The organism is Mesorhizobium sp. CNPSo 4661, assembly GCF_057784215.1.
On sequence record NZ_JBWGIO010000011.1, the window covers coordinates 91,487 to 111,662 of the forward strand.

Genomic DNA, 20,176 nt, shown 5'->3' on the forward strand with positions numbered 1-20,176 from the left:
ATGGACGATGTGAGGGCGACCGCAGAGACTGTTCCGGAAACGGCCGGCAACGGCATCGTTTCGGCCTCGGCGATCCCCGCCGACGAGCTGGCGCGGCTGACCGACGATATCGTTTCGGCGCTGAAGACCGTCTACGACCCGGAAATCCCGGCCGACATTTATGAGCTCGGCCTCGTCTACAGGATCGACATCGAGGACGACCGGTCGGTCAAGATCGACATGACCTTGACCGCGCCGGGCTGTCCGGTGGCTGGTGAAATGCCGGGCTGGGTCGAGAACGCCGTCGGCGCCGTCGAAGGCGTTTCCGGCGTCGAGGTCAAGATGACCTTCGATCCGCCCTGGACGCCCGACCGCATGTCGGAAGAGGCGCAGGTGGCGGTCGGGTGGTATTGAGCTTGACTTGCACGCTAGGTGAAACTTCACCATCTTAAGGGCAGACTCATTCCGTGGGCCTTGAACCCGCGCGAACGTGGAGAATGACATGGGACGCTTCGCCGTCATCACGATGACCGACAAGGCCGCCGATCGGGTGCGCGAGATCGTCGCCACACGCGATAACGCGCATGGCATCCGTCTCGGCATCAAGAAGGGTGGCTGCGCCGGCATGGAATATACGGTCGACCTCGTGACCGAGCCCAATTCCAAGGACGACCATATCGAGCGAGACGGCGCGCATGTCTATGTCGCGCCGGAGGCGGCGTTGTTCCTGTTCGGCACCGAGATGGATTTCGAGCAGACCACGCTGCGCACCGGCTTCACCTTCAAGAACCCGAACCAGAGCTCGGCCTGCGGCTGCGGCGAATCCGTCGAGCTGAAGCCTGCGGACCTAAAGGCGCTTGCGGAGGCGCGCGCTTCCGCCTGACCCTTCCTTCGCCCCGTTTACGGGGAGAAGGTGGCCCGAAGGGCCGAATGAGGGGCAGAGCTGCTCTATCCGAAGTTCGCGCCGCCCCTCATCTGCCTGCCGGCATCTTCTCCCCGTGAACGGGGCGAAGAACGCTATTCCACCCACATCCCTGTGCGCTTGTGCCAGTCGGCGATCGACTCTTCCGGGTAGACGTCGAACACCTTGTCTTGTCTGCCGATCACCGGCTCGACCCAGTTCGCCTTGTATTTCAGCATCAGATGCACCTTTTCCGTCGGTTTCGGCAGGTCGCTGTCGATGGCTGACGCGAAAGGATGGACGAGGTCAGGCCAGGTCGGATCGTAGAGCCAGAGCGCTGCCCCGCATTTCTTGCAGAAATTGCGCTCACCGGTCGAGACATCGCAATGCGGATGCTCGTCGTCCTCGATCTCGGCTCGGTAGACACCGAGGCTGCGTTTGCCCCGGACGTTCATCGTCTCGTAGTCGGCGCCGAGATTGATGGCGAAGCCGCCGCCGCCCTGCTGCTTGCGGCAGATCGAGCAGTAGCAGAGCATGAACGGCACCGGCGTGTGGCTTTCCACCTCGAAGCGGACGGCGCCGCAGCGGCAGGAGCCTTTGAGCAGGACGGGCATGGCGGATCTCCGTTTTTTTGATCTCAACCTGTCAGCATGCTCTTGGTTGCGGCGATGACAAGGCCCATGCCGGATGAGATGATTGCTGCATGGACAACGCGCGCCTTGAAGAACTGTTCGAAAGCCTGGGGCCGATCAGCATCCGCAAGCTGTTCGGCGGCAAGGGCATCTATTGCGACGGCGTCATCGTCGCGGTCGTCGTGCGCGGCGAATTGCTGCTCAAGGCGGACGAGGAGAGCGCGCCTGATTTCGAGGCCGCCGGGTGCAAGCAATGGACTTATACAAGCTCGCGGCACGGCAAGCTGATCGCAATGCCCTATTGGAGCATTCCCGACGAGGCTTTCGACGATCCCGACGAGATGACGTTGTGGGCGCGGCGCGCTTATGAAGCGGGGCGAAGGGCGGGGAAGTAACTTTCGAGCGTAGCGTGCTTGATTGTTGGAAACGCCGAGGGACAGCACCCCCTCTGTCCTGCCGGACATCTCCCCCGCAAGGGGGGAGATTGGATGTCGCCCCGCTTTCGCTAATCGCCCACGTTGAAAAGAAGAAGGCAGCGACTGAGCTGCTGATCTCCCCCCTTGCGGGGGAGATGGCCGGCAGGCCAGAGGGGGGTGCGAAGGAACTCGGCCATTGTGGTTGGCCGGAGTACCGTGGCCTGAAGGCCCTACAGCGCCTCCGCGATCTCCGCCGCCAGCCGCGCGTTGTTCTCGACCAGGGCGATGTTGGTCTTCAGGCTGCGGCCGCCGGAGAGTTCCAGGATCTTCGACAAGAGGAAGGGCGTCACCGCCTTGCCGGTGACGTTGAGCGCCTCGGCGGCCTGTTGCGCGGCCTGGATGTAGCCATCCATCTCGGCGGCCGGGATCTCGTCATTTTGCGGCACCGGATTGGCGACCAGGATGCCGCCGCTTAGGCCGAGCGCCTGACGCGTGCGGTAGAAATGCGCGATGTCCTCAGGCGCATTGAGCGTCAGCGGCGCGCGGAAGGGCGACTGGCGCGACCAGAAGGCGGGCATGGTCTCGCAGCCATGGCCGATCACCGGCACGCCGCGCGTCTCCAGCACTTCCAGCGTCTTTTCGATGTCCAGGATCGCCTTGGCGCCGGCCGAGACGACGATGATCGGCGTGCGCGCCAGCTCGTCGAGATCGGCCGAGATGTCGAAGCTTTTTTCCGCGCCCTTGTGGACGCCGCCGATACCGCCGGTGGCGAAGACTTTTATGCCAGCCATGTGCGCGGCGATCATGGTGGCGGCAACCGTGGTGCCGCCGGTGCGCTTTTGAGCGACGGCGAAGCCGATATCGGCGCGCGACAGCTTCATGGCGTCGCCGGTCATGGCGAGCGATTCGCGCTCGCCGTCGGACAGGCCGATCTTGATGCGGCCATCGACCACGGCGATCGTCGCCGGCACCGCGCCGCCGTCGATGATGATCTGCTCGACCCTGGCAGCCATCGCACCATTATCGGGGTAGGGCATGCCGTGGGTGATGATGGTGCTTTCCAGCGCCACCACGGGCCGGCCGGCGGCAAGCGCCTCGGCCACGGGCGGGTGGATGTCGACGAAGGGGCGGGCGGTTTCGGGCGTCACGGCTGTCTCCGGTCAGGAGGAAGTGGATGTCTGGTGGCCCTATGCCACCTCCCGCGCCTCCGGCACAAGGGCAAGCGCTTGGCCGAAGTTGGCGTTCGTGAAGGACGGCACGGCCTGAGGGCTCTCGATGGCCAGCATCGCCGCCGCAAGGCCTTCACGCAGTGCCGCGCGCAGCGGCAGGCCGCGCAACAGGGCGGCGACCGTCGCGCCGGTCAGGGCATCGCCGGCGCCGGTCACGTCGGCAACCTTGCGTGGCGCGGGCGGATCGATCTCAAAGATGCCGCTGTCGTCGAAGCCCAGCACCGGAGCGCTGCCGGAGGTCACAACGCCGGCGTTCAGTCCGGCCTGCCTGAGCCGGCGGACAAGGAGTTCGCCGGATGGCTCGGCATCGACAAGCGCGGCGGCTTCTCGGCTGTTCATGAAAAGCAGCGACAGCTGGTCGAGCAGCGGCGTCAGGCGCACGACCTTGGCCGGCGAGACGGCGATGGCGAAGACCGGCCGGCCGTCGGCCAGTGCCATCAGGCGTTCGAGAGCGGCCGTCGGCAGGTTGGCGTCGCACAGGATGGCGTCTGCCGCGGCGATCGCCTCGCGGACCTTGGAGCGCCTTATCTGCTTGGGGAAGGCGAGGTCGTAGAGCGCCATGTCGGCCAGCCCGACGATCAATTCGCCCTCGGCGTCGATCAGCGCCGTGTAGCTCGGCGTCGTGCGGTCGAGGAACACCACCGAGAGGTCCGTTATTCCGGCGTTGTCGATCGCCGAGGCGACAGTGTCCGCCGCCGCGTCGCCGCCGCGCACCGAAATCAGGGAGGCCGACACGCCGCGCTTCACCACGCTGCGCAACGCGTTGAAAACCACGCCGCCGACGTCCTCGCGCATCATGCCGGGGTTGGAGGCGGCCGGCACATAAGTGCCCGAGACCTGGCCGCGCCGGTCGATATGGGCGCCGCCCAGCGCCAGGATATTTGGGGATGTCGGCATATTGGATCGGTGACTTCCGTTGATCGTGCGGCTGCGCACACTAGAGCGGTTCAGCGTTTCACGGAATCGCCGAACCGCTCTAAATCTTGTTTTTGCGCAATTCCGGACGGAAAACCGCTACGCACTTTTCCCGGAATTGCTCTAAGTTTCCCTGGATCGCCCTGCAATCGTTCGCGATTCGGACGGCCGGAGACGATATCTCTTCTGGACCAGCGGTTCCGGTTTGTACCAGCCTTGGTGAGACAAAAATAGAACAAATCCAGATATTGATTGTTTTTCAGTTGGTTGTATCCCCTTGCCAAATGAGAACAAAAAAGGTACAAATCGACAAGGATCACGGATTGTCCGGCCTTCATTGACGACCAAGGGGTGATGTATCATGGCTCAGAATACTTTGCGGCTTGTAGAGGATAAGGCAGTGGACAAATCAAAAGCTCTGGACGCGGCGCTGTCGCAGATCGAGCGCGCTTTCGGCAAGGGCTCGATCATGCGGCTCGGCGCCAACGAGCAGGCGGTCGAGATCGAAACCGTGCCGACCGGCTCGCTCGGCCTCGATATCGCGCTCGGCGTCGGCGGCCTGCCGCGCGGCCGCATCGTCGAAATCTACGGGCCGGAAAGCTCGGGCAAGACCACGCTGGCGCTGCACACGGTCGCCGAAGCGCAGAAGAAGGGCGGCATCTGCGCCTTCGTCGATGCCGAGCATGCGCTCGATCCGGTCTATGCCCGCAAGCTCGGCGTCGACCTGGAGAACCTCCTGATCTCGCAGCCCGATACCGGCGAACAGGCGCTGGAGATCTGCGACACGCTGGTGCGTTCGGGCGCCATCGACGTTCTGGTCATCGACTCGGTCGCGGCACTGACGCCGCGCGCCGAAATCGAAGGCGAGATGGGCGATGCGCTACCTGGCCTGCAGGCCCGCCTGATGAGCCAGGCGCTGCGCAAGCTGACCGCCTCGATCTCGCGCTCCAACACCATGGTCATCTTCATCAACCAGATCCGCATGAAGATCGGCGTCATGTTCGGCTCGCCCGAGACGACCACGGGCGGCAACGCGCTGAAATTCTACGCTTCGGTGCGCCTCGACATCCGCCGCATCGGCTCGGTCAAGGACCGCGACGAGGTCGTCGGCAACCAGACCCGCGTCAAGGTGGTCAAGAATAAGCTGGCCCCGCCCTTCAAGGTGGTCGAGTTCGACATCATGTATGGCGAGGGCGTGTCCAAGACCGGCGAGCTCGTCGATCTCGGCGTCAAGGCCGGCGTGGTCGAGAAGTCGGGCGCCTGGTTCTCCTACAATTCGCAGCGTCTCGGCCAGGGGCGCGAGAACGCCAAGCTGTTCCTGCGCGACAATCCCGACACGGCGCGCGAGATCGAGATGGCGCTCAGGCAGAATGCCGGGCTGATCGCTGAGAAATTCCTCGAAAATGGTGGCTCCGAAGGCGGGGACGACGGTTTCGAGGACGAAGCCGGCGCCATGTAACGCGACGGTCGGAGTTTGGCCATAATCCTGTTATATTCGTATATGCTTATGTAATTGAGTTCTGGTATTGCGTCCCGAACCGCCGGCCCTCGCGCCGGCGGTTTGCGTTTGCGGGCGGTGCTGCCGCTCGCCGGTTTATTGGCCCAAAGCGCCTCGCGCTGCAATGAATTCAGGCGATGCGCTTTGGTCTTTGTTTATGCATGTCGTTTTCCCAAAGCTGCTGCGCACTTTTGGGCGACGTGCCTGTGTCCGTGTTTCTGGACAGGGTGCGGAGCTATCGCTAAAAGGCCAATCTATCTTCTGAAACATGAAAGCCCATCAGCCGCCGGCAGCGCCGGCGGTTCTTGCGAAAAAGGCAGTATGCAATGAGTGGCGTGAACGACATCCGGTCGACATTCCTCGACTACTTCCGCAAGGAGGGCCATGAGATCGTCGCCTCCAGCCCGCTGGTGCCGCGCAACGATCCGACGTTGATGTTCACCAACGCCGGCATGGTGCAGTTCAAGAACGTCTTCACCGGCCTGGAGAAGCGTCCCTATTCGCGGGCGTCCACCGCCCAAAAGAGCGTGCGCGCCGGCGGCAAGCACAACGACCTCGACAATGTCGGCTATACCGCGCGCCATCTCACCTTCTTCGAGATGCTCGGCAATTTCTCGTTCGGCGACTATTTCAAGGAGCGCGCGATCGAGCTTGCCTGGAACCTGATCACCAAGGGTTTCGGCCTCAAGAAGGACAAGCTGCTCGTCACCGTCTATCACACCGACGACGAAGCGGCGGGCTTTTGGAAGAAGATCGCCGGCTTTTCCGACGACCGCATCATCCGGATCCCGACCTCGGACAATTTCTGGGCGATGGGCGACACCGGCCCATGCGGCCCGTGCTCTGAAATCTTCATCGACCGCGGCGAGCATATCTGGGGCGGACCGCCCGGCAGCCCGGAAGAAGATGGCGACCGGTTCCTGGAATTCTGGAACCTGGTGTTCATGCAGTATGAGCAGGTTACCAAGGAAGAACGCATCGACCTGCCGCGTCCTTCGATCGACACCGGCATGGGCCTGGAGCGAATGGCCTCCATCCTGCAGGGCGTCGAAAGCGTCTTCGAGACCGACCTGTTCAGGCATCTGATCGACGCGGCGTCCTCGGCGCTCGGCCAGGGTCCGAACCAGGAGAACGTCGCGTCTTATCGCGTCATGGCGGATCACCTGCGCTCGTCCTCCTTCCTGGTGGCCGACGGCGTGCTGCCGTCCAACGAAGGCCGCGGCTATGTGCTGCGCCGCATCATGCGCCGCGCCATGCGCCATGCGCAGCTGCTTGGCGCGAGGGAGCCGCTGATGTGGCAGCTGGTGCCGGCGCTGGTGCGCGAGATGGGCCAGGCCTATCCCGAGCTGGTGCGCGGCGAGGCGCTGATCACCGAGACGCTGAAGCTCGAGGAAACGCGCTTCCGCAAGACGCTGGTGCGTGGCCTCGGCTTGCTTTCGGACGCGACGGAAACGCTGCATGCCGGCGACATGCTCGATGGCGAGACGGCCTTCAAGCTCTACGACACCTATGGCTTCCCGCTCGACCTGACGCAGGATGCGCTGCGCCAGCGTAGCATCTCGGTCGATCTCGCCGGCTTCACCGACGCGATGGAGCGGCAGAAGGCCGAGGCGCGCGCGCATTGGGCGGGCTCGGGCGAGGCCGCGACCGAGACGGTGTGGTTCTCGGTGCGCGAGAAGACCGGTGCCACCGAATTCCTCGGCTATGAGACGGAGCAGGCGGAAGGCATCGTCCAGGCCCTGGTCAAGGACGGCAAGACCATCGACAGCGCCACCCAGGGCGATGCGGTCGCCGTGGTCGTCAACCAGACGCCGTTCTATGGCGAATCCGGCGGCCAGATGGGCGACACCGGGGTGATCTCCGGCGAGGGTTTTTCGATTGAGGTCTCGGATACGCAGAAGAAGGCCGACGGTCTGTTCGTGCATCTCGGCAAGGTGGCTAAAGGCACGGTCAAGACGGGTGCTGCCGTCGAGCTCAAGGTCGATCATGCCCGCCGCTCGAGGCTGCGCGCCAACCATTCCGCGACGCATCTCATCCACGAGGCGCTGCGCGAGGTGCTGGGCACCCATGTGGCGCAGAAAGGCTCGCTGGTCGCGCCGGAGCGGCTACGCTTCGACATCTCGCACAACAAGCCGATCTCGGCCGATGAGCTCGAGGAGGTCGAGCGCATGGCCAACGAGATCGTCGTGCAGAATAGCCCGGTCACGACGCGGCTGATGTCGGTCGACGACGCGATCGCCGAGGGCGCCATGGCGCTGTTCGGCGAGAAATACGGCGATGAGGTGCGCGTCGTGTCGATGGGCACCGGCCTGCATGGCGCCAAGGCCAATCGTCCTTATTCCGTCGAGCTTTGCGGCGGCACGCATGTGAAGTCGACCGGCGATATCGGCCTGGTGCGCATCCTGTCGGACGGCGCGGTGGCGGCCGGCGTGCGTCGCATCGAGGCGCTGACCGGCGAGGCGGCGCGCAAGCATCTCGACGAGCAGGACAGGCGGCTGAAAGCCGCGGCGGCGACCCTGAAAATTGCGCCGGCTGATGTGCCGGCTCGCGTCGAAACATTGCTTGAGGAACGCAAGAAACTTGAGAAGGAATTGAGCGAAGCGCGCAAGAAGCTGGCGCTGGGTGGCGGCTCGGCCGCTGCCGATGCCCCGGCCGCCAACGAGACCATCGCCGGCGTCGGCTTCCTCGGCAAGGCAGTCAGCGGTGTCGCGCCGAAGGACCTGAAGCCACTGGCCGATGCCGGCAAGAAAACGCTCGGCTCCGGTGTGGTCGTGTTCGTCGGCGCCGGCGAGGACAACAAGGCAAGCGTGGTCGTCGGCGTCACCGACGACCTGACTGGACGCTTCAGCGCCGTCGACCTCGTGCGCGTCGCGTCCGCCGCGCTTGGCGGGCAGGGCGGCGGCGGCCGGCCCGACATGGCGCAGGCCGGCGGCCCCGACGCCTCCAAGGCCAATGATGCCATCGCGGCGGTGAAGGCGGCGCTGGAAGCGGCGTAGGCTGGGGTGGGCTTAAAGCATGTCGCGTGAAAAAGGATTCACGCGACCTGCTTTAAGTTTTTGATTTTAACCATGTCTTGTCCCGAAACCGGGCCCACTTTCGGGAGACATGCTTTAGTTGAGCTGGCTTCACATTCTTCGAGGGTACCGCTGCCCCTCATCTGCCTGCCGGCATCTTCTCCCCGTTGAACGGGGAGAAGGGGCTAATCGCCGGCGTTGCGGCAGCCTCTTTCTACCCGTTTACGGGGAGAAATGCCCGGCAGGGCAATAAGGGGCGGCGTCGACGCTGAGCGCGTTATGCGACCTTTTCCGTGCGCACAAAGCTCGGCCGTCCGGACATCCGCGCAAACCAATCCCGCATTTCCGCAAACCGCGCCAGCAGATCGCGCCCTTCGGCGACCTTGACGAAGTAAGCGATGATCGGCGCCGCATGCAGGTCGGCCAGCGTCAGCTGGTCGCCGAGCAGCCATGGCCCCTTGGCCTTAAGAGATGTCAAAACCTTGAGCACCGTCTCGGCCTGGCGGAGCCCATTGGCGATCAGCGCCTCGTCCGGCGGCGCCTTTTCCAGCCGCTCGACGGCGACGTCCCAGACCATCGCACGATAGCCATAGGCGTCGAGCATGCCGATGATCTGGCCCATCCTGGCGCGACCGCGGGCGTCGGCCGGCTGCAGGGCGGGACCATCGAAGGCTTCGTCGACATAGCGCGCGATTGCGCCGGTCTCGAACAGCCGAAAGCCGTCATGCTCGAAGGCCGGGATGCGGCCGAACGGGTGCAGCTCCAGATACCAGGCCGGAACGCCCTCGGTAGCGAAGATGTCGAGCGGGACGAGCTCGTAGCCGACGCCCTTTTCCTCCAACGCCATGCGCGCGATGCGCACATAGACGCTGTAGTCGGCGCCGTAGAGAGTTGGCTTGGCCATCGGAGCCTTCGCTATGCCGGATATCTGGATTTTACCCCATCGCCTTCTGCAAATTCTCGTCGATCTTGTCGAGGAAGCCGGTGGTCGAGAGCCAGGGCTGGTCGGGGCCGATCAGCAGCGACAGGTCCTTGGTCATGAAGCCGCTTTCGACGGTCTGGATGCAGACCTTCTCCAGCGTCTCGGCGAAGCGCTTCAACTCGGCATTGTCGTCGAGCTTGGCGCGGTGCGCGAGGCCGCGCGTCCAGGCGAAGATCGAGGCGATCGAGTTGGTCGAGGTTTCCTCGCCCTTCTGATGCTGGCGGTAGTGGCGCGTCACCGTGCCGTGCGCGGCTTCCGCCTCCACCGTCTTGCCGTCCGGCGTCATCAGCACCGAGGTCATCAGGCCGAGCGAGCCAAAACCTTGCGCCACCGTGTCGGACTGCACGTCGCCATCATAGTTCTTGCAGGCCCAGACATAACCGCCCGACCATTTCAGGCTGGAGGCGACCATGTCGTCGATCAGGCGGTGCTCGTACCAGAGCTTCCTTGCCTTGAACTCGGCCTCGAACTCCTTCTCGTAGACTTCCTGGAAGATGTCCTTGAAGCGGCCGTCATAGGCCTTGAGGATAGTGTTCTTGGTCGACAGGTAGACCGGGAAATTGCGCAGCAGGCCGTAGTTCAGCGAGGCGCGGGCGAACTCGCGGATCGACTCGTCGAGATTGTACATGGCCATGGCCACGCCGGCGCCCGGCGCGTCATAGACGTCGTGCTCGATCACCTGGCCGTCCTCGCCGACGAACTTGATCGTCAGCTTGCCCTTGCCGGGGAAACGGAAGTCGGTGGCGCGGTACTGGTCGCCGAAGGCATGACGGCCGACGACGATCGGCTTGGTCCAGCCCGGCACCAGACGCGGCACATTCTTCATGATGATCGGCTCGCGGAAGATGGTGCCGCCGAGGATGTTGCGGATGGTGCCGTTGGGCGACTTCCACATCTTCTTCAGCTTGAACTCCTCGACGCGCGCCTCGTCGGGGGTGATCGTCGCGCATTTCACGCCGACGCCCCATTTCTTGATGGCGTTGGCCGAGTCGATCGTCACCTGGTCGTTGGTGGCGTCGCGATGCTCGATGCCGAGGTCGTAATATTCGAGCTTCAGGTCGAGATAGGGGTGGATCAGCTTGTCCTTGATGAACTGCCAGATGATGCGGGTCATCTCGTCGCCGTCGAGCTCGACGACCGGGTTCGCCACCTTGATCTTCGCCATGGAAAGAATGCCTCGTTGCTGGGGGATCTGAACGGCCTTGCCCGCATGGTTTCGGCCGGGGATGCGGAGCGTATATCAAAGGCTTTTTCAGCGCGCAAACCGCGATCCGCGCCGGGCGGACGGGTGCCGCCGTTGTGAATGCTTCATTTTCCGGTCCGGATGTGGCAGGGGACGCCGAAACGCCGCAAACCCCGGTTACCCACAGCCATGCCAGCCATCGAAGACACAACCAAGACCGCTTCCGCCGGACCAGCGATCATCCTGGTCGAGCCGCAGCTCGGCGAGAATATCGGCATGGTCGCCCGCGCCATGGCGAATTTCGGCTTGTCCGAGCTCAGGCTGGTCAATCCGCGCGACGGCTGGCCGAGCGAGAAGGCGCGCGCGGCCGCCAGCCGGGCCGATCATGTCATCGACGCCACCAGGGTTTTCGACGACCTGGCATCGGCGGTCGCCGACCTCAACTTCGTCTTCGCCACGACGGCGCGCGAGCGCGACGGCTTCAAGCCGGTGCGCGGTCCCGTGGAAGCGGGCAGGGCGCTGAGAGCGCATGTCGAGGCGGGCGAGCGCACCGGCATCCTGTTCGGCCGCGAGCGCTTCGGCCTCTATAATGACGAGGTCGGGCTCGCCGACGAGATCGTCACCTTTCCGGTCGACCCCGGCTTTTCCTCGCTCAACATCGCCCAGGCAGTGCTTTTGATGTCCTATGAGTGGATGAAGTCCGGCCTCGCCGAAGAGACCCAGACCAATTTCTCCGGGCCGGAGCTGGTGCCGGCGACCAAGGAGCAGTTGCACAGCCTGTTCGCCTATCTGGAAAACGCGCTGGAAGCGCGCGGCTATTTTCGCCCGGAAGAAAAGAAGCCGAAGATGGTCGACAATCTGCGCGCCGTGCTGACACGCGCGGGCTTTGCCGAGCCGGAACTGAAGGTGCTGCGCGGCATCATCTCGTCGCTCGACCGGTTCTCGCCGGCCATGCCGCGGGGCGACGGCTCGCCCGGGGACGATCCCAGACGGTTGCCGTCAGCCGCGCGAAGTCGCGCCAAAAAAGAAGAAAGTTAAAATCGATAAGCTGTGAACATTTGAAGTAACCGAATTTTATTCGGTCGTACGTCATCCTTGCCGCGATACTGGGGGTGGCACATGTTTGCGTCCAATATTGGTCGTCTGCGCTTTTTCCTTTATTCTCTCGGTCTCGCAGTGGCCGAGACCGTGGTAATCCTTATCTGCATTGTCGGCACGATCGGCATCGAGGGGCTGCTTAATTCAGCGCCCGGTCCGTCGCGGCAGGGTATGGCGGGCGCCGTCCTCGTCGCGTCGCTCATCTTTGTCGCGCTGCGCGGCAACATCGCCTCGCGCCGCACCCGCGATGCCAATGGGCGCCGCTGGATCCTGTGGGCCTACATCGCCCTTTCGGCCGTCTACGCCCTCCTGCAGGCGGGCGTGCTGCTGGTCGTCAAGTTCGGCGATCCCCAGAGCATTCCAGGCGGGCTGAACCTGCTCGCGTTTTCGATATTCGGCCTTTGGTGCACGATCCTTTGGGCGAAACCCGTCGCCGGCAGCAACATCGACGAACTGACTGATGTTTTCGATTTCGACGGCCCGCTGCCGGCGCCGGCGCGTGCCGGACGCACCGTGACAGCAAGCGTGCCGGCAACCCCGCGTCCCGCCGCTTCCGCCGCGCGCGTGCCGCCCGCGCCGCAGCCTTTCGGCAGGCCGCGGCCTGCCGGCTTCGGCAAGCGTGGGATATAATTGAGTCTTGGAGAGAGCATGATGTCGTCCGAAAACCGCTTCACACTTTTCGGCATCATGCTCTGGCGGCTGCGCAAAAGCTGCTCGCATTCGCCTCTTCAAGACCACGATCATTCGCGATAGAAGCGCCGACGGCCCAATCACGGACCCGCTTCTCTTTGTTTTGACGCAATTCCGGACGGAAAACCGTTTCACACTTTTCCTGGAATTGCTCTGGTGGCCGGATGACAATGAGCGATCGATCAAGCCAACGCCCGATCCTGATGTTCGATTCCGGCGTTGGCGGGCTGACCGTGCTGCGCGAGGCGCGCGTGCTGATGCCGGACCGCCGCTTCGTCTATGTCGCCGACGACGCGGCTTTTCCTTATGGCGCCTGGGAGGAGCCGGCGCTCAAGGATCACATCCTTACGCTGTTCGGCAAATTGCTCGATCGGCTTCAGCCGGCGATTTCCGTCATTGCCTGCAACACCGCCTCGACCCTGGTGATCGATGCGCTGCGCGAGAAATTTCCTGGCCATCCGTTCGTGGGCACAGTGCCGGCGATCAAGCCGGCCGCCGAACGCACCCGCTCCGGCCTGGTGTCGGTGCTGGCGACGCCGGGCACGGTAAAACGGCAATACACGCGCGACCTGATCAGCAAATGGGCGCAGAAATGCCATGTGCGCCTGGTCGGCAGCGACCGACTGGCGGGGCTCGCCGAGATCTATATGCGCCAGGGTTTCGTCGACGAGGAAGCCGTGCGCGGCGAAATCGCGCCCTGCTTCATCGAGCGCGACGGCAACCGCACCGACATCGTCGTGCTCGCCTGCACGCATTATCCGTTTCTGGTCAATCGCATGCGCAAGACCGCGCCCTGGCCGGTCGACTGGGTCGATCCCGCCGAGGCGATCGCGCGGCGTGCCATGTCGCTGCTCGAACCGGTCGCGGAAACATCCGGCGGCAGCGAGCCCGATCTTGCCGTCTTCACCTCGGGCAAGGTGGATTTCGCCACAAGGCGACTGATCCAGGGGTTCGGACTGACCGCTCGTTAGGGCGTGGCAGGTTCGAAGACGATGCTGCGTTGATCCGGATCGGCCGAGACAAGCTTTAGGCTCAGACCGTCACCTTGCCTGAGCCCGGAAGACTTCACGTTGGCGACGATGGGCATGTCGGCCAGCTGCACGCGCACGCCATGGTCGACGATATCGGTGACGACGGCCTTGAACGTCTCGCCCTCATGTCCCTTGAGCATGACCGCCTCGGCAAGGTCGATGGCGGCGTGGTTGATCTGCGAAGCACGGGCGTCCGCGCGCCCCATCACCTTCGGCAATCTGGCGAACGCATCGGTGACAGCCTGCGGCACGGGCTGGCCGTTGGCGATCGCCAGCGCGCAGCGCACGACATAGCGGTCGGCCAGCCGCCTGAGCGGCGCGGTGGCATGGGCATAGGTCGCGGCCATCGCCTCATGCCAGGGGACGACGCCCTCCTGGTAGGGTTGGTAGGACGCGCCGTTGCCCGCGCGGCGGATTTCCAGCATCAGCGCGGCCTGCTTCGGATCGGCCGGATCGAGCGTGCGCTGATAGTCGCCCAGGCTGGTGGAGGCGGGCCAGGACAGGCCGAGCGCCTGCGCGGCGTTGCGCAGTCTTTGCACCTTGGAGGCGTCCGGCCCCGACATCACCCGGAACAGTCCGGTCTTGTGCGCCAGCATGGCGTCGGCAATCGCCATATTGGCGGCCAGCGAAAGTGCCGCATTGTCCTGCTCGGATTGCAGCAGCGGCCGGAACGAAAGCCGGAATGTGCCGTCGGCCTGCTTTTCCACCTCCTGCTCGGGCGGGTCGACGCGCGAAGCGCCGCGACGCTCTTCGTTAGCCGCCATGCGCCGCGCCAGTTCCGCGAAGTCGGCCGGAACGTCGGAGGCCTGCACGCTGTCGTAGGCGAGCTTCGCGCGGCTTTTGATGATTGCCCGCTCCGCGCCGTCCAGCTTCACCGCGCCGTCCTCGGCGACCCGGACCGTGAAGATGATCGCCGGACGCGGCCCATCGGGCAGCAGGCTCGCCGCAGCCTCGGCGAGCACCGGCGGGTAGAGCCCGGCCTTGCCGTCGGGCAAATAAAGGGTCTCGCCCCGGTTCCAGGCTTCGAGATCAATCGCGTCGCCGTCCTCGACGAACCAGGCAACGTCGGCAATGGCATAATGCAAGAGAAGATCGCCGCCACTGGCCTCGATCGAGAAGGCCTGGTCGAGATCGGTGGAACTCGCCGGATCGAGCGTGACGAAGGGCATCGCGGTTCGGTCTGCATGTTGCGCGGGCACTCGCTTTGCCGCCGCTTGCGCCGCGGTCGCCACCTCCGGCGGAAATCCATCCGGCACGTGGAACTCGGCGCGGATTTTCGCAAGGCCGGTGGAGAGCGCCTGTGAGGGATCGGTCAGCGATTTCATACAGCCGTCCTACACTGGCGCTCCGGACGCGGGAAGGCTGCCAGCGAAAATCGCCGACCGGTCGCCTGACGGCCGACGCCACGCTTATCGGGATCCGGACCGCCGGCGCTGGAACTGCCGCCCAAGCGCGGCGTTTCTAACAGCAAAGGAGACATAGCCATGCCCGCCACATCACAAGCCCAGCAAAAGGCCGCCGGCGCAGCGCTTTCCGCCAAGCGCGGCGAGACCAAGAAGAGCGAACTCAAGGGTGCTTCGCGCGAAATGTATGAGTCCATGAGCGAGAAGCAGCTCGAGGAGTTTGCGGAGACCAAGCGCAAGGGCCTGCCCAGCAAGAAGTCATAGAGCGCGAGGTTGAATGAAAATGCCCGCGGCGTCGGCCGCGGGCCTCCGTCAATCCCGTGCTGCAAAATAACCTAGCGGCGCCACCAGCAGTGCTTTGTCTTGTAGCGTACGACATGGCGGTGGCCGTGGCGCCAGACCACTTTTTTCTTCACCACGATGCGGCACACCTGCTTATGGCCGTGCCAATGCCTTGCCATGGCCGGTTCCGGCGTCATGACCGCCATCGACCCTGCCAGCACAGCGGCCCCGGTCAAGGTAAGGAAGAACTTCTTCATGGGAATTCGGACTCCTCTGCTCCAGCCCTTCATTAAGATGGCAGAGCAGAGCGGCTCCTTGAAGCACACGCTGCCCCGCTGCCGACGGCCTTCGCCACAACCGGCACCGCACGCAACGCGGGAAATGCTACCCGGTTGCGACCCGCGCTGCCAGCCGTAAGCTTGACAGCGGTTAAATCTGTGTTTAACAGGCCCACCAACACCGGGTGGCGACGCCCGGTGGTTTCTTTTGACGTGTCCCGTGGGTTTTCCGTCGCTTTGCGTGGAAAACCCTGTCAGGCCTCGAAAACGGGGGCCAGAGGAGGGCGCGTTTCCTTCGCCCGGAGCCATGGGGTTCCGGGTATATTGTTTTGAAAGGGAATGCGATGAGCAAGCGCGAATCCGCGAAATACAAGATCGACCGCCGTCTCGGCGAAAACATCTGGGGCCGCCCGAAGTCCCCGGTCAACAAGCGTGAATACGGCCCCGGCCAGCACGGCCAGCGCCGCAAGGGCAAGCTTTCCGACTTCGGCCTGCAGCTGCGCGCCAAGCAGAAGCTGAAGGGTCACTATGGCGACGTTTCGGAAAAGCAGTTCCGCAAGGTCTATGAAGAGGCCAACCGCCGCAAGGGCGACACCTCGGAGAACCTGATCGGCCTGCTGGAGTCGCGTCTCGACGCGATCGTCTATCGCGCCAAGTTCGTCCCGACCATCTTCGCCGCCCGTCAGTTCGTCAACCACGGCCATGTCAACGTCAACGGCAAGCGCACCAACATCGGCTCGTATCGCTGCAAGCCGGGCGACGTCATCGAGGTGCGCGAGAAGTCGAAGCAGCTCGTGATCGTGCTGGAATCGGTCGCTCTCGCCGAGCGCGACGTGCCGGACTACATCGAAGCCGACCACAACAAGATGACCGCGACCTTCGGGCGCGTTCCGGGCCTGTCGGACGTTCCGTTCGCCGTCCAGATGGAACCGAACCTCGTCGTCGAATTCTACTCGCGCTGATCGAAATCAATCAGCCGCAGCATCCAAAGGCCGCCTTTCGAGGCGGCCTTTTCTTTGTTGGCCTTGGTTGTTCATTTTAGCCGCATTTATGCGCCGCCAAGTGATTCCACTCTGCTGCAAAATGCTCTAAAGCCGGGCGCCAACAGAACTATGGGGCCGGCGCCATGAACATGCTGCCAGATGTGAAAACCCTCGAGCCGATCGACGACGATGCCGAAGGCGGGTTCCATCCGCTGTTCCGCGACGTGCCGTCCTCGGTCGAGTTCAACAAGCTGCGCAAGCGGCTCTTGAGGCTGACGCGCCAGGCGATCGAGGATTTCGCCATGGTGAAGCCGGGCGAGCGCTGGCTGGTGGCGCTCTCGGGCGGCAAGGATTCCTACGGCCTGCTCGCGCTTCTGCTCGACCTCAAATGGCGCGGCCTGGTGCCGGTCGAGCTGCTCGCCTGCAATCTCGACCAAGGCCAGCCGAATTTCCCGAAGCACATCCTGCCAGACTATCTCAATGCCTATGGCATTGCGCACCGCATCGAATACCAGGACACCTATTCGGTGGTGACCGACAAGCTGCCGGAAGGCAGCACCTATTGCTCGCTCTGCTCGCGGCTCAGGCGCGGCCATCTCTACCGCATCGCGCGCGAGGAGGGGTGCTCGGCGCTGGTGCTTGGCCACCACCGCGAGGACATTCTCGAGACCTTCTTCATGAACCTGTTCCATGGCGGGCGTCTCGCCGCCATGCCGCCCAAGCTTCTCAATGACGAGGGCGACGTCATGGTGTTGCGGCCGCTCGCCTATAATGCCGAGGCCGATCTCGAAAAATTCGCCAACGCCATGAAATTCCCGATCATCCCGTGCGATCTCTGCGGCAGCCAGGAAGGGCTGCAGCGCAACGCCATGAAGGCGATGCTCGACGACATCGAGAAGCGCATGCCGGGCCGCAAGGACACGATGATCCGCGCCATGACCAATGTAAGGCCCTCGCATCTCCTGGACAGGAAGCTGTTCGACTTCGCGGGGCTCGACGCGAACCCAGGACAAGACATTTCCGATGAGATTTGACGATAACGCGATCGACTGGCTGGCCGAGCTTCTCGCCGACGCGGCAAAGGCCGAAATCATGCCGCGCTTCCGCCGGCTGGGCGAGGGGGACGTGCGCCAGAAGACGTCCGCCGCCGATCTCGTCACCGAGGCGGACGTCAACGCCGAAAGGCTGATCACCGCCAGGCTGCGCGAGCGCTATCCCGACGCCATGGTGGTGGGCGAGGAAGCCTGCTCCGACAACCCGGCACTGCTGTCCGGCCTTGGCGATGCCGCGCTTGCCTTTGTCATCGATCCGGTCGACGGCACCTTCAACTTCGCGTCCGGCGTGCCGCTGTTCGGCGTCATGGCCGGCGTCGTCGTCAATGGCGAGACTGTCGCTGGCATCATTCATGACCCGATTGGCAAGGACTGGCTGATCGGCGCCAAGGGCGCCGGCAGCCATATCCGCCACGCGCATGGCGCGCTGGAGAAGGTGGGAGTCGCCGCACCGGTGCCGATGTCGCAGATGACCGGCGCCGTTTCCTGGCAGTTTCTCGAGGAGCCCGAGCGCTCGCGGCTTGCCCGCAACCAAACCAAGACGCTGTCGCATTTTGCCTATCGCTGCGCGGCGCATGAGTACCGGCTGCTGGCCAGCGGCCACGCCCATTTCGTGCTCTACAACAAGCTGATGCCCTGGGATCATCTCGCCGGGGCGCTGATCCATCAGGAAGCCGGCGGCCATGTCGCGCGCGTCGACGGCAGCGCCTACCTGCCGTCGCATGTCAATGGCGGCCTGCTGGTCGCGCCGGACAAGCAAAGCTGGGACGAGTTGCGCCGCGAGCTTTGGGCTGAGTAGGATTGGTTCGGTTCGGTTCGGTTCGGTTGCGGGGTAGGGCCGGCCAGGCCGCTATGACCCTGCAGCGGAATCGGGGGATGCCAATGAATTTCCGGTACGCGCTGGCTTTCGCCTTGATCGCCGGCGCGGGTTGCGGCAAGGCCCAGGCGCAGGAGCGCACTTGCGGCAGCCGCGATCCGGTCAACTCCATCGCCGAGATGGCGGAGGCCATCTACGCCTGCTGGCAGCCACCGCCGGGCACGGCAGACCTGACTTTGACATTATGCTTCTCGCTTCGTCGCGACGGGATGCTTATTGGCAAGCCGCGCGCCACTTTCTCCAAACTGGGGCCGGACGGCCGTTTGAACAGGGCTTTCGTTGCTTCGGTGATCGAGGCCCTTAACAAGGAACTGCCAGTGCCTTTCACCGAAGGCATGGGTGGTGCGATTGCAGGGCGCCCTCTTTGCCCGCTCTTCAGGGCGACGCAGGAACGCAAATCCTGACCGCGCTTGTTCAAGAGCAGCTCTATGCTGTTAGTGTAGATCGGTAATGTGCCCTGAAACGGGGGCATTCTGCGGCTGGAACATCTTGCCGCGTTCGGCAATCAGGATCATCAGCAACGCCGCGACCGAGACGCTGCAGAAGCCGGCGGCCAAGGGCGTGACAGTACCATTATAAGCTTGCCCGATCGCCGCGCCGATGAGTGCGCCGAGGAACGTCTGCATGAAGCCCAGGATGGATGCCGCCGTGCCGGCGAGCTCGCCGAGCGGCTCCATCGCAAGCGCATTGAAGTTCGCTCCGAGCCCGCCGAAAGGCAGCATAGCGCCGGCAAAGAAGGTGACGAACAGCCAGAGCGGCATCCCAATTTCGAGCGAGACGACCAGCCAGGCAAGGCTGATGCACAGGAAGATCAATAGTGCGCCTTGCGACAGGCGGCGCATGCCGATCTGCCCGACCAGCCGCGAGTTCAGGAAATTGGAAAAGGCGAGCACGCCGGCGACGCCGGCAAAGATCAACGGGAACAGCTCGCCGACGTGGTAGATATTGATGTAGATCTGCTGGGCCGAGCTGATGAAGCCGAACATGGCCGCGAAGATGAAGGTGCTGGCAAACGCGTAGCAAAGCGTCAGTCGATTGGTCAGAACGATACGGAAACCGCCGACAACCGAGCTTACCGTCAGCGGCCGACGATATTCCGGATGCAGTGTTTCCGGCAAGCGCATCAGCGCCCAAGTCGAGACAATTAGCGCTCCCACCGCCATGGTCACGAAGATCCAGTGCCAGCTGGCAAACAGCATGACGAACTGGCCGATGCCGGGCGCGATGACCGGGATCGCCATGAACACCATGAAGATCAGCGACATCACTTCGGCCATGCGGCGTCCTTCGAACGTGTCGCGCACGATCGAGACGGCGATGACGCGGGTCGCGGCGGCGCCGACGCCTTGGATGAAACGCCACGTCAGCAAGAGGGCGAAGCTGGGCGCTACCGCGGCGGCACCGGCAGCCACGACATAGACGACAAGCCCCAAGACCAGCGGCGCGCGGCGGCCGTAGCGGTCCGAAATGGGCCCGAACAAAAGCTGTCCGCCGCCGAAGCCGAGCATATAGGCGGTGATGACATATTGGCGGTGGTTCTCGCTCTCGACGCCGAGCGAGGCGCCGATCTGCTGCAGCGCCGGCAGCATGATGTCGATGGCCAAGGAGTTGAGCGCCATGAGCGCCGCGCAGAGCGCGATGAATTCCCAGCGCGGAATGGGCAAGCTTGCCCGTTGCGACGCTTCTACCTGCTTGTCCACGGCAAAGTCCGATCTTTCAAACGAACAAGCGCC

General features: G+C 63.8%; 22 protein-coding genes. 13 read left to right on the forward strand and 9 right to left on the reverse strand.

Annotation, left to right across the window (positions count from 1 at the left end; all coding sequences use genetic code 11):
• Together AC0YKC_RS17800 and sufA are read left to right on the forward strand one after the other, a co-directional pair.
• Positions 1–393 (forward strand): SUF system Fe-S cluster assembly protein, encoded by a 393-nt coding sequence (locus tag AC0YKC_RS17800; RefSeq protein WP_434722916.1) that lies wholly within the window; start codon positions 1–3, stop codon positions 391–393.
• Positions 394–481: 88 nt separating this feature from the next.
• A complete protein-coding gene (sufA, locus tag AC0YKC_RS17805) occupies positions 482–862 on the forward strand; it encodes a Fe-S cluster assembly scaffold SufA (protein ID WP_488511984.1) in 381 nt (126 codons plus the stop codon).
• A 134-nt stretch (positions 863–996) separates the two neighbouring features.
• Here sufA and AC0YKC_RS17810 read toward each other — a convergent pair whose 3' ends face one another.
• Positions 997–1,494, reverse strand: a complete 498-nt coding sequence (locus AC0YKC_RS17810) for a GFA family protein (RefSeq protein ID WP_434722915.1) — start codon at positions 1,492–1,494, stop codon at positions 997–999.
• Positions 1,495–1,583: 89 nt separating this feature from the next.
• On the opposite strand from AC0YKC_RS17810, the gene AC0YKC_RS17815 reads away from it, so the two are divergent.
• A complete protein-coding gene (locus AC0YKC_RS17815; RefSeq protein WP_488511985.1) occupies positions 1,584–1,907 on the forward strand; it encodes a TfoX/Sxy family protein in 324 nt (107 codons plus the stop codon).
• Between the two features lie 251 nt (positions 1,908–2,158).
• On the opposite strand, the gene AC0YKC_RS17820 is transcribed toward AC0YKC_RS17815, so the two are convergent.
• Genes AC0YKC_RS17820 through AC0YKC_RS17830 form a run of 3 tightly spaced genes read right to left on the reverse strand, consistent with a single transcriptional unit; the run spans position 2,159 to position 4,392 of the window.
• The gene (locus AC0YKC_RS17820) at positions 2,159–3,076 is read right to left on the reverse strand and encodes a pseudouridine-5'-phosphate glycosidase (protein WP_488511986.1); all 918 of its coding nucleotides are present in this window, start codon (positions 3,074–3,076) and stop codon (positions 2,159–2,161) included.
• 39 nt (positions 3,077–3,115) lie between these two features.
• The gene (locus AC0YKC_RS17825; protein WP_488511987.1) at positions 3,116–4,054 is read right to left on the reverse strand and encodes a carbohydrate kinase family protein; all 939 of its coding nucleotides are present in this window, start codon (positions 4,052–4,054) and stop codon (positions 3,116–3,118) included.
• A gap of 50 nt (positions 4,055–4,104) precedes the next feature.
• Complete coding sequence (locus AC0YKC_RS17830; RefSeq protein ID WP_488511989.1) at positions 4,105–4,392, reverse strand: hypothetical protein; 288 nt, start codon at positions 4,390–4,392, stop codon at positions 4,105–4,107.
• A gap of 41 nt (positions 4,393–4,433) precedes the next feature.
• Here AC0YKC_RS17830 and recA point away from each other — a divergent pair, with 41 nt between their 5' ends.
• On the forward strand, positions 4,434–5,531 hold the full coding sequence (gene recA, locus AC0YKC_RS17835) for a recombinase RecA (protein WP_320295873.1): 1,098 nt from the start codon (positions 4,434–4,436) through the stop codon (positions 5,529–5,531).
• Between the two features lie 365 nt (positions 5,532–5,896).
• Positions 5,897–8,566, forward strand: coding sequence for an alanine--tRNA ligase (gene alaS, locus AC0YKC_RS17840; protein ID WP_488511990.1), 2,670 nt, complete (start codon positions 5,897–5,899; stop codon positions 8,564–8,566).
• A gap of 295 nt (positions 8,567–8,861) precedes the next feature.
• On the opposite strand, the gene AC0YKC_RS17845 is transcribed toward alaS, so the two are convergent.
• Complete coding sequence (locus AC0YKC_RS17845; RefSeq protein WP_488511992.1) at positions 8,862–9,488, reverse strand: glutathione S-transferase family protein; 627 nt, start codon at positions 9,486–9,488, stop codon at positions 8,862–8,864.
• A 31-nt stretch (positions 9,489–9,519) separates the two neighbouring features.
• Positions 9,520–10,731, reverse strand: a complete 1,212-nt coding sequence (locus AC0YKC_RS17850; RefSeq protein ID WP_040981283.1) for an NADP-dependent isocitrate dehydrogenase — start codon at positions 10,729–10,731, stop codon at positions 9,520–9,522.
• Positions 10,732–10,938: 207 nt separating this feature from the next.
• On the opposite strand from AC0YKC_RS17850, the gene AC0YKC_RS17855 reads away from it, so the two are divergent.
• From AC0YKC_RS17855 to murI, 3 genes are all read left to right on the forward strand, one after another.
• Positions 10,939–11,787, forward strand: a complete 849-nt coding sequence (locus AC0YKC_RS17855) for an RNA methyltransferase (protein ID WP_488511993.1) — start codon at positions 10,939–10,941, stop codon at positions 11,785–11,787.
• 81 nt (positions 11,788–11,868) lie between these two features.
• The gene (locus AC0YKC_RS17860; protein ID WP_488511994.1) at positions 11,869–12,477 is read left to right on the forward strand and encodes a hypothetical protein; all 609 of its coding nucleotides are present in this window, start codon (positions 11,869–11,871) and stop codon (positions 12,475–12,477) included.
• Positions 12,478–12,707: 230 nt separating this feature from the next.
• Complete coding sequence (gene murI, locus AC0YKC_RS17865) at positions 12,708–13,508, forward strand: glutamate racemase (protein WP_488511995.1); 801 nt, start codon at positions 12,708–12,710, stop codon at positions 13,506–13,508.
• Here murI and AC0YKC_RS17870 read toward each other — a convergent pair.
• Entirely contained in the window at positions 13,505–14,893 is a 1,389-nt protein-coding gene (locus AC0YKC_RS17870) for an RNB domain-containing ribonuclease (protein WP_488511996.1), read from the reverse strand. The two genes, murI and AC0YKC_RS17870, sit on opposite strands and share 4 nt — an antisense overlap.
• A gap of 159 nt (positions 14,894–15,052) precedes the next feature.
• Here AC0YKC_RS17870 and AC0YKC_RS17875 point away from each other — a divergent pair, with 159 nt between their 5' ends.
• Positions 15,053–15,235, forward strand: coding sequence for a DUF3008 family protein (locus AC0YKC_RS17875; protein WP_126060592.1), 183 nt, complete (start codon positions 15,053–15,055; stop codon positions 15,233–15,235).
• Positions 15,236–15,306: 71 nt separating this feature from the next.
• Here AC0YKC_RS17875 and AC0YKC_RS17880 read toward each other — a convergent pair whose 3' ends face one another.
• The gene (locus AC0YKC_RS17880; protein ID WP_488511997.1) at positions 15,307–15,510 is read right to left on the reverse strand and encodes a hypothetical protein; all 204 of its coding nucleotides are present in this window, start codon (positions 15,508–15,510) and stop codon (positions 15,307–15,309) included.
• 365 nt (positions 15,511–15,875) lie between these two features.
• On the opposite strand from AC0YKC_RS17880, the gene rpsD reads away from it, so the two are divergent.
• The 4 genes from rpsD to AC0YKC_RS17900 all read left to right on the forward strand — a co-directional run bounded on the left by rpsD (position 15,876) and on the right by AC0YKC_RS17900 (position 18,847).
• Positions 15,876–16,493 carry a 30S ribosomal protein S4 gene (rpsD, locus tag AC0YKC_RS17885; RefSeq protein WP_320295866.1) on the forward strand — a complete coding sequence of 206 codons (618 nt, stop codon included), beginning with the start codon at positions 15,876–15,878 and terminating at the stop codon, positions 16,491–16,493.
• A 164-nt stretch (positions 16,494–16,657) separates the two neighbouring features.
• On the forward strand, positions 16,658–17,548 hold the full coding sequence (ttcA, locus tag AC0YKC_RS17890; protein ID WP_488511998.1) for a tRNA 2-thiocytidine(32) synthetase TtcA: 891 nt from the start codon (positions 16,658–16,660) through the stop codon (positions 17,546–17,548).
• Entirely contained in the window at positions 17,538–18,365 is an 828-nt protein-coding gene (locus AC0YKC_RS17895) for an inositol monophosphatase family protein (protein ID WP_488511999.1), read from the forward strand. Before ttcA ends, AC0YKC_RS17895 begins: the two co-directional genes overlap by 11 nt.
• A 77-nt stretch (positions 18,366–18,442) precedes the next feature.
• A complete protein-coding gene (locus tag AC0YKC_RS17900) occupies positions 18,443–18,847 on the forward strand; it encodes a hypothetical protein (RefSeq protein WP_488512000.1) in 405 nt (134 codons plus the stop codon).
• A gap of 30 nt (positions 18,848–18,877) precedes the next feature.
• On the opposite strand, the gene AC0YKC_RS17905 is transcribed toward AC0YKC_RS17900, so the two are convergent.
• The gene (locus AC0YKC_RS17905; RefSeq protein WP_488512099.1) at positions 18,878–20,101 is read right to left on the reverse strand and encodes a multidrug effflux MFS transporter; all 1,224 of its coding nucleotides are present in this window, start codon (positions 20,099–20,101) and stop codon (positions 18,878–18,880) included.
• Between the last annotated feature and the right edge of the window lie 75 nt (positions 20,102–20,176).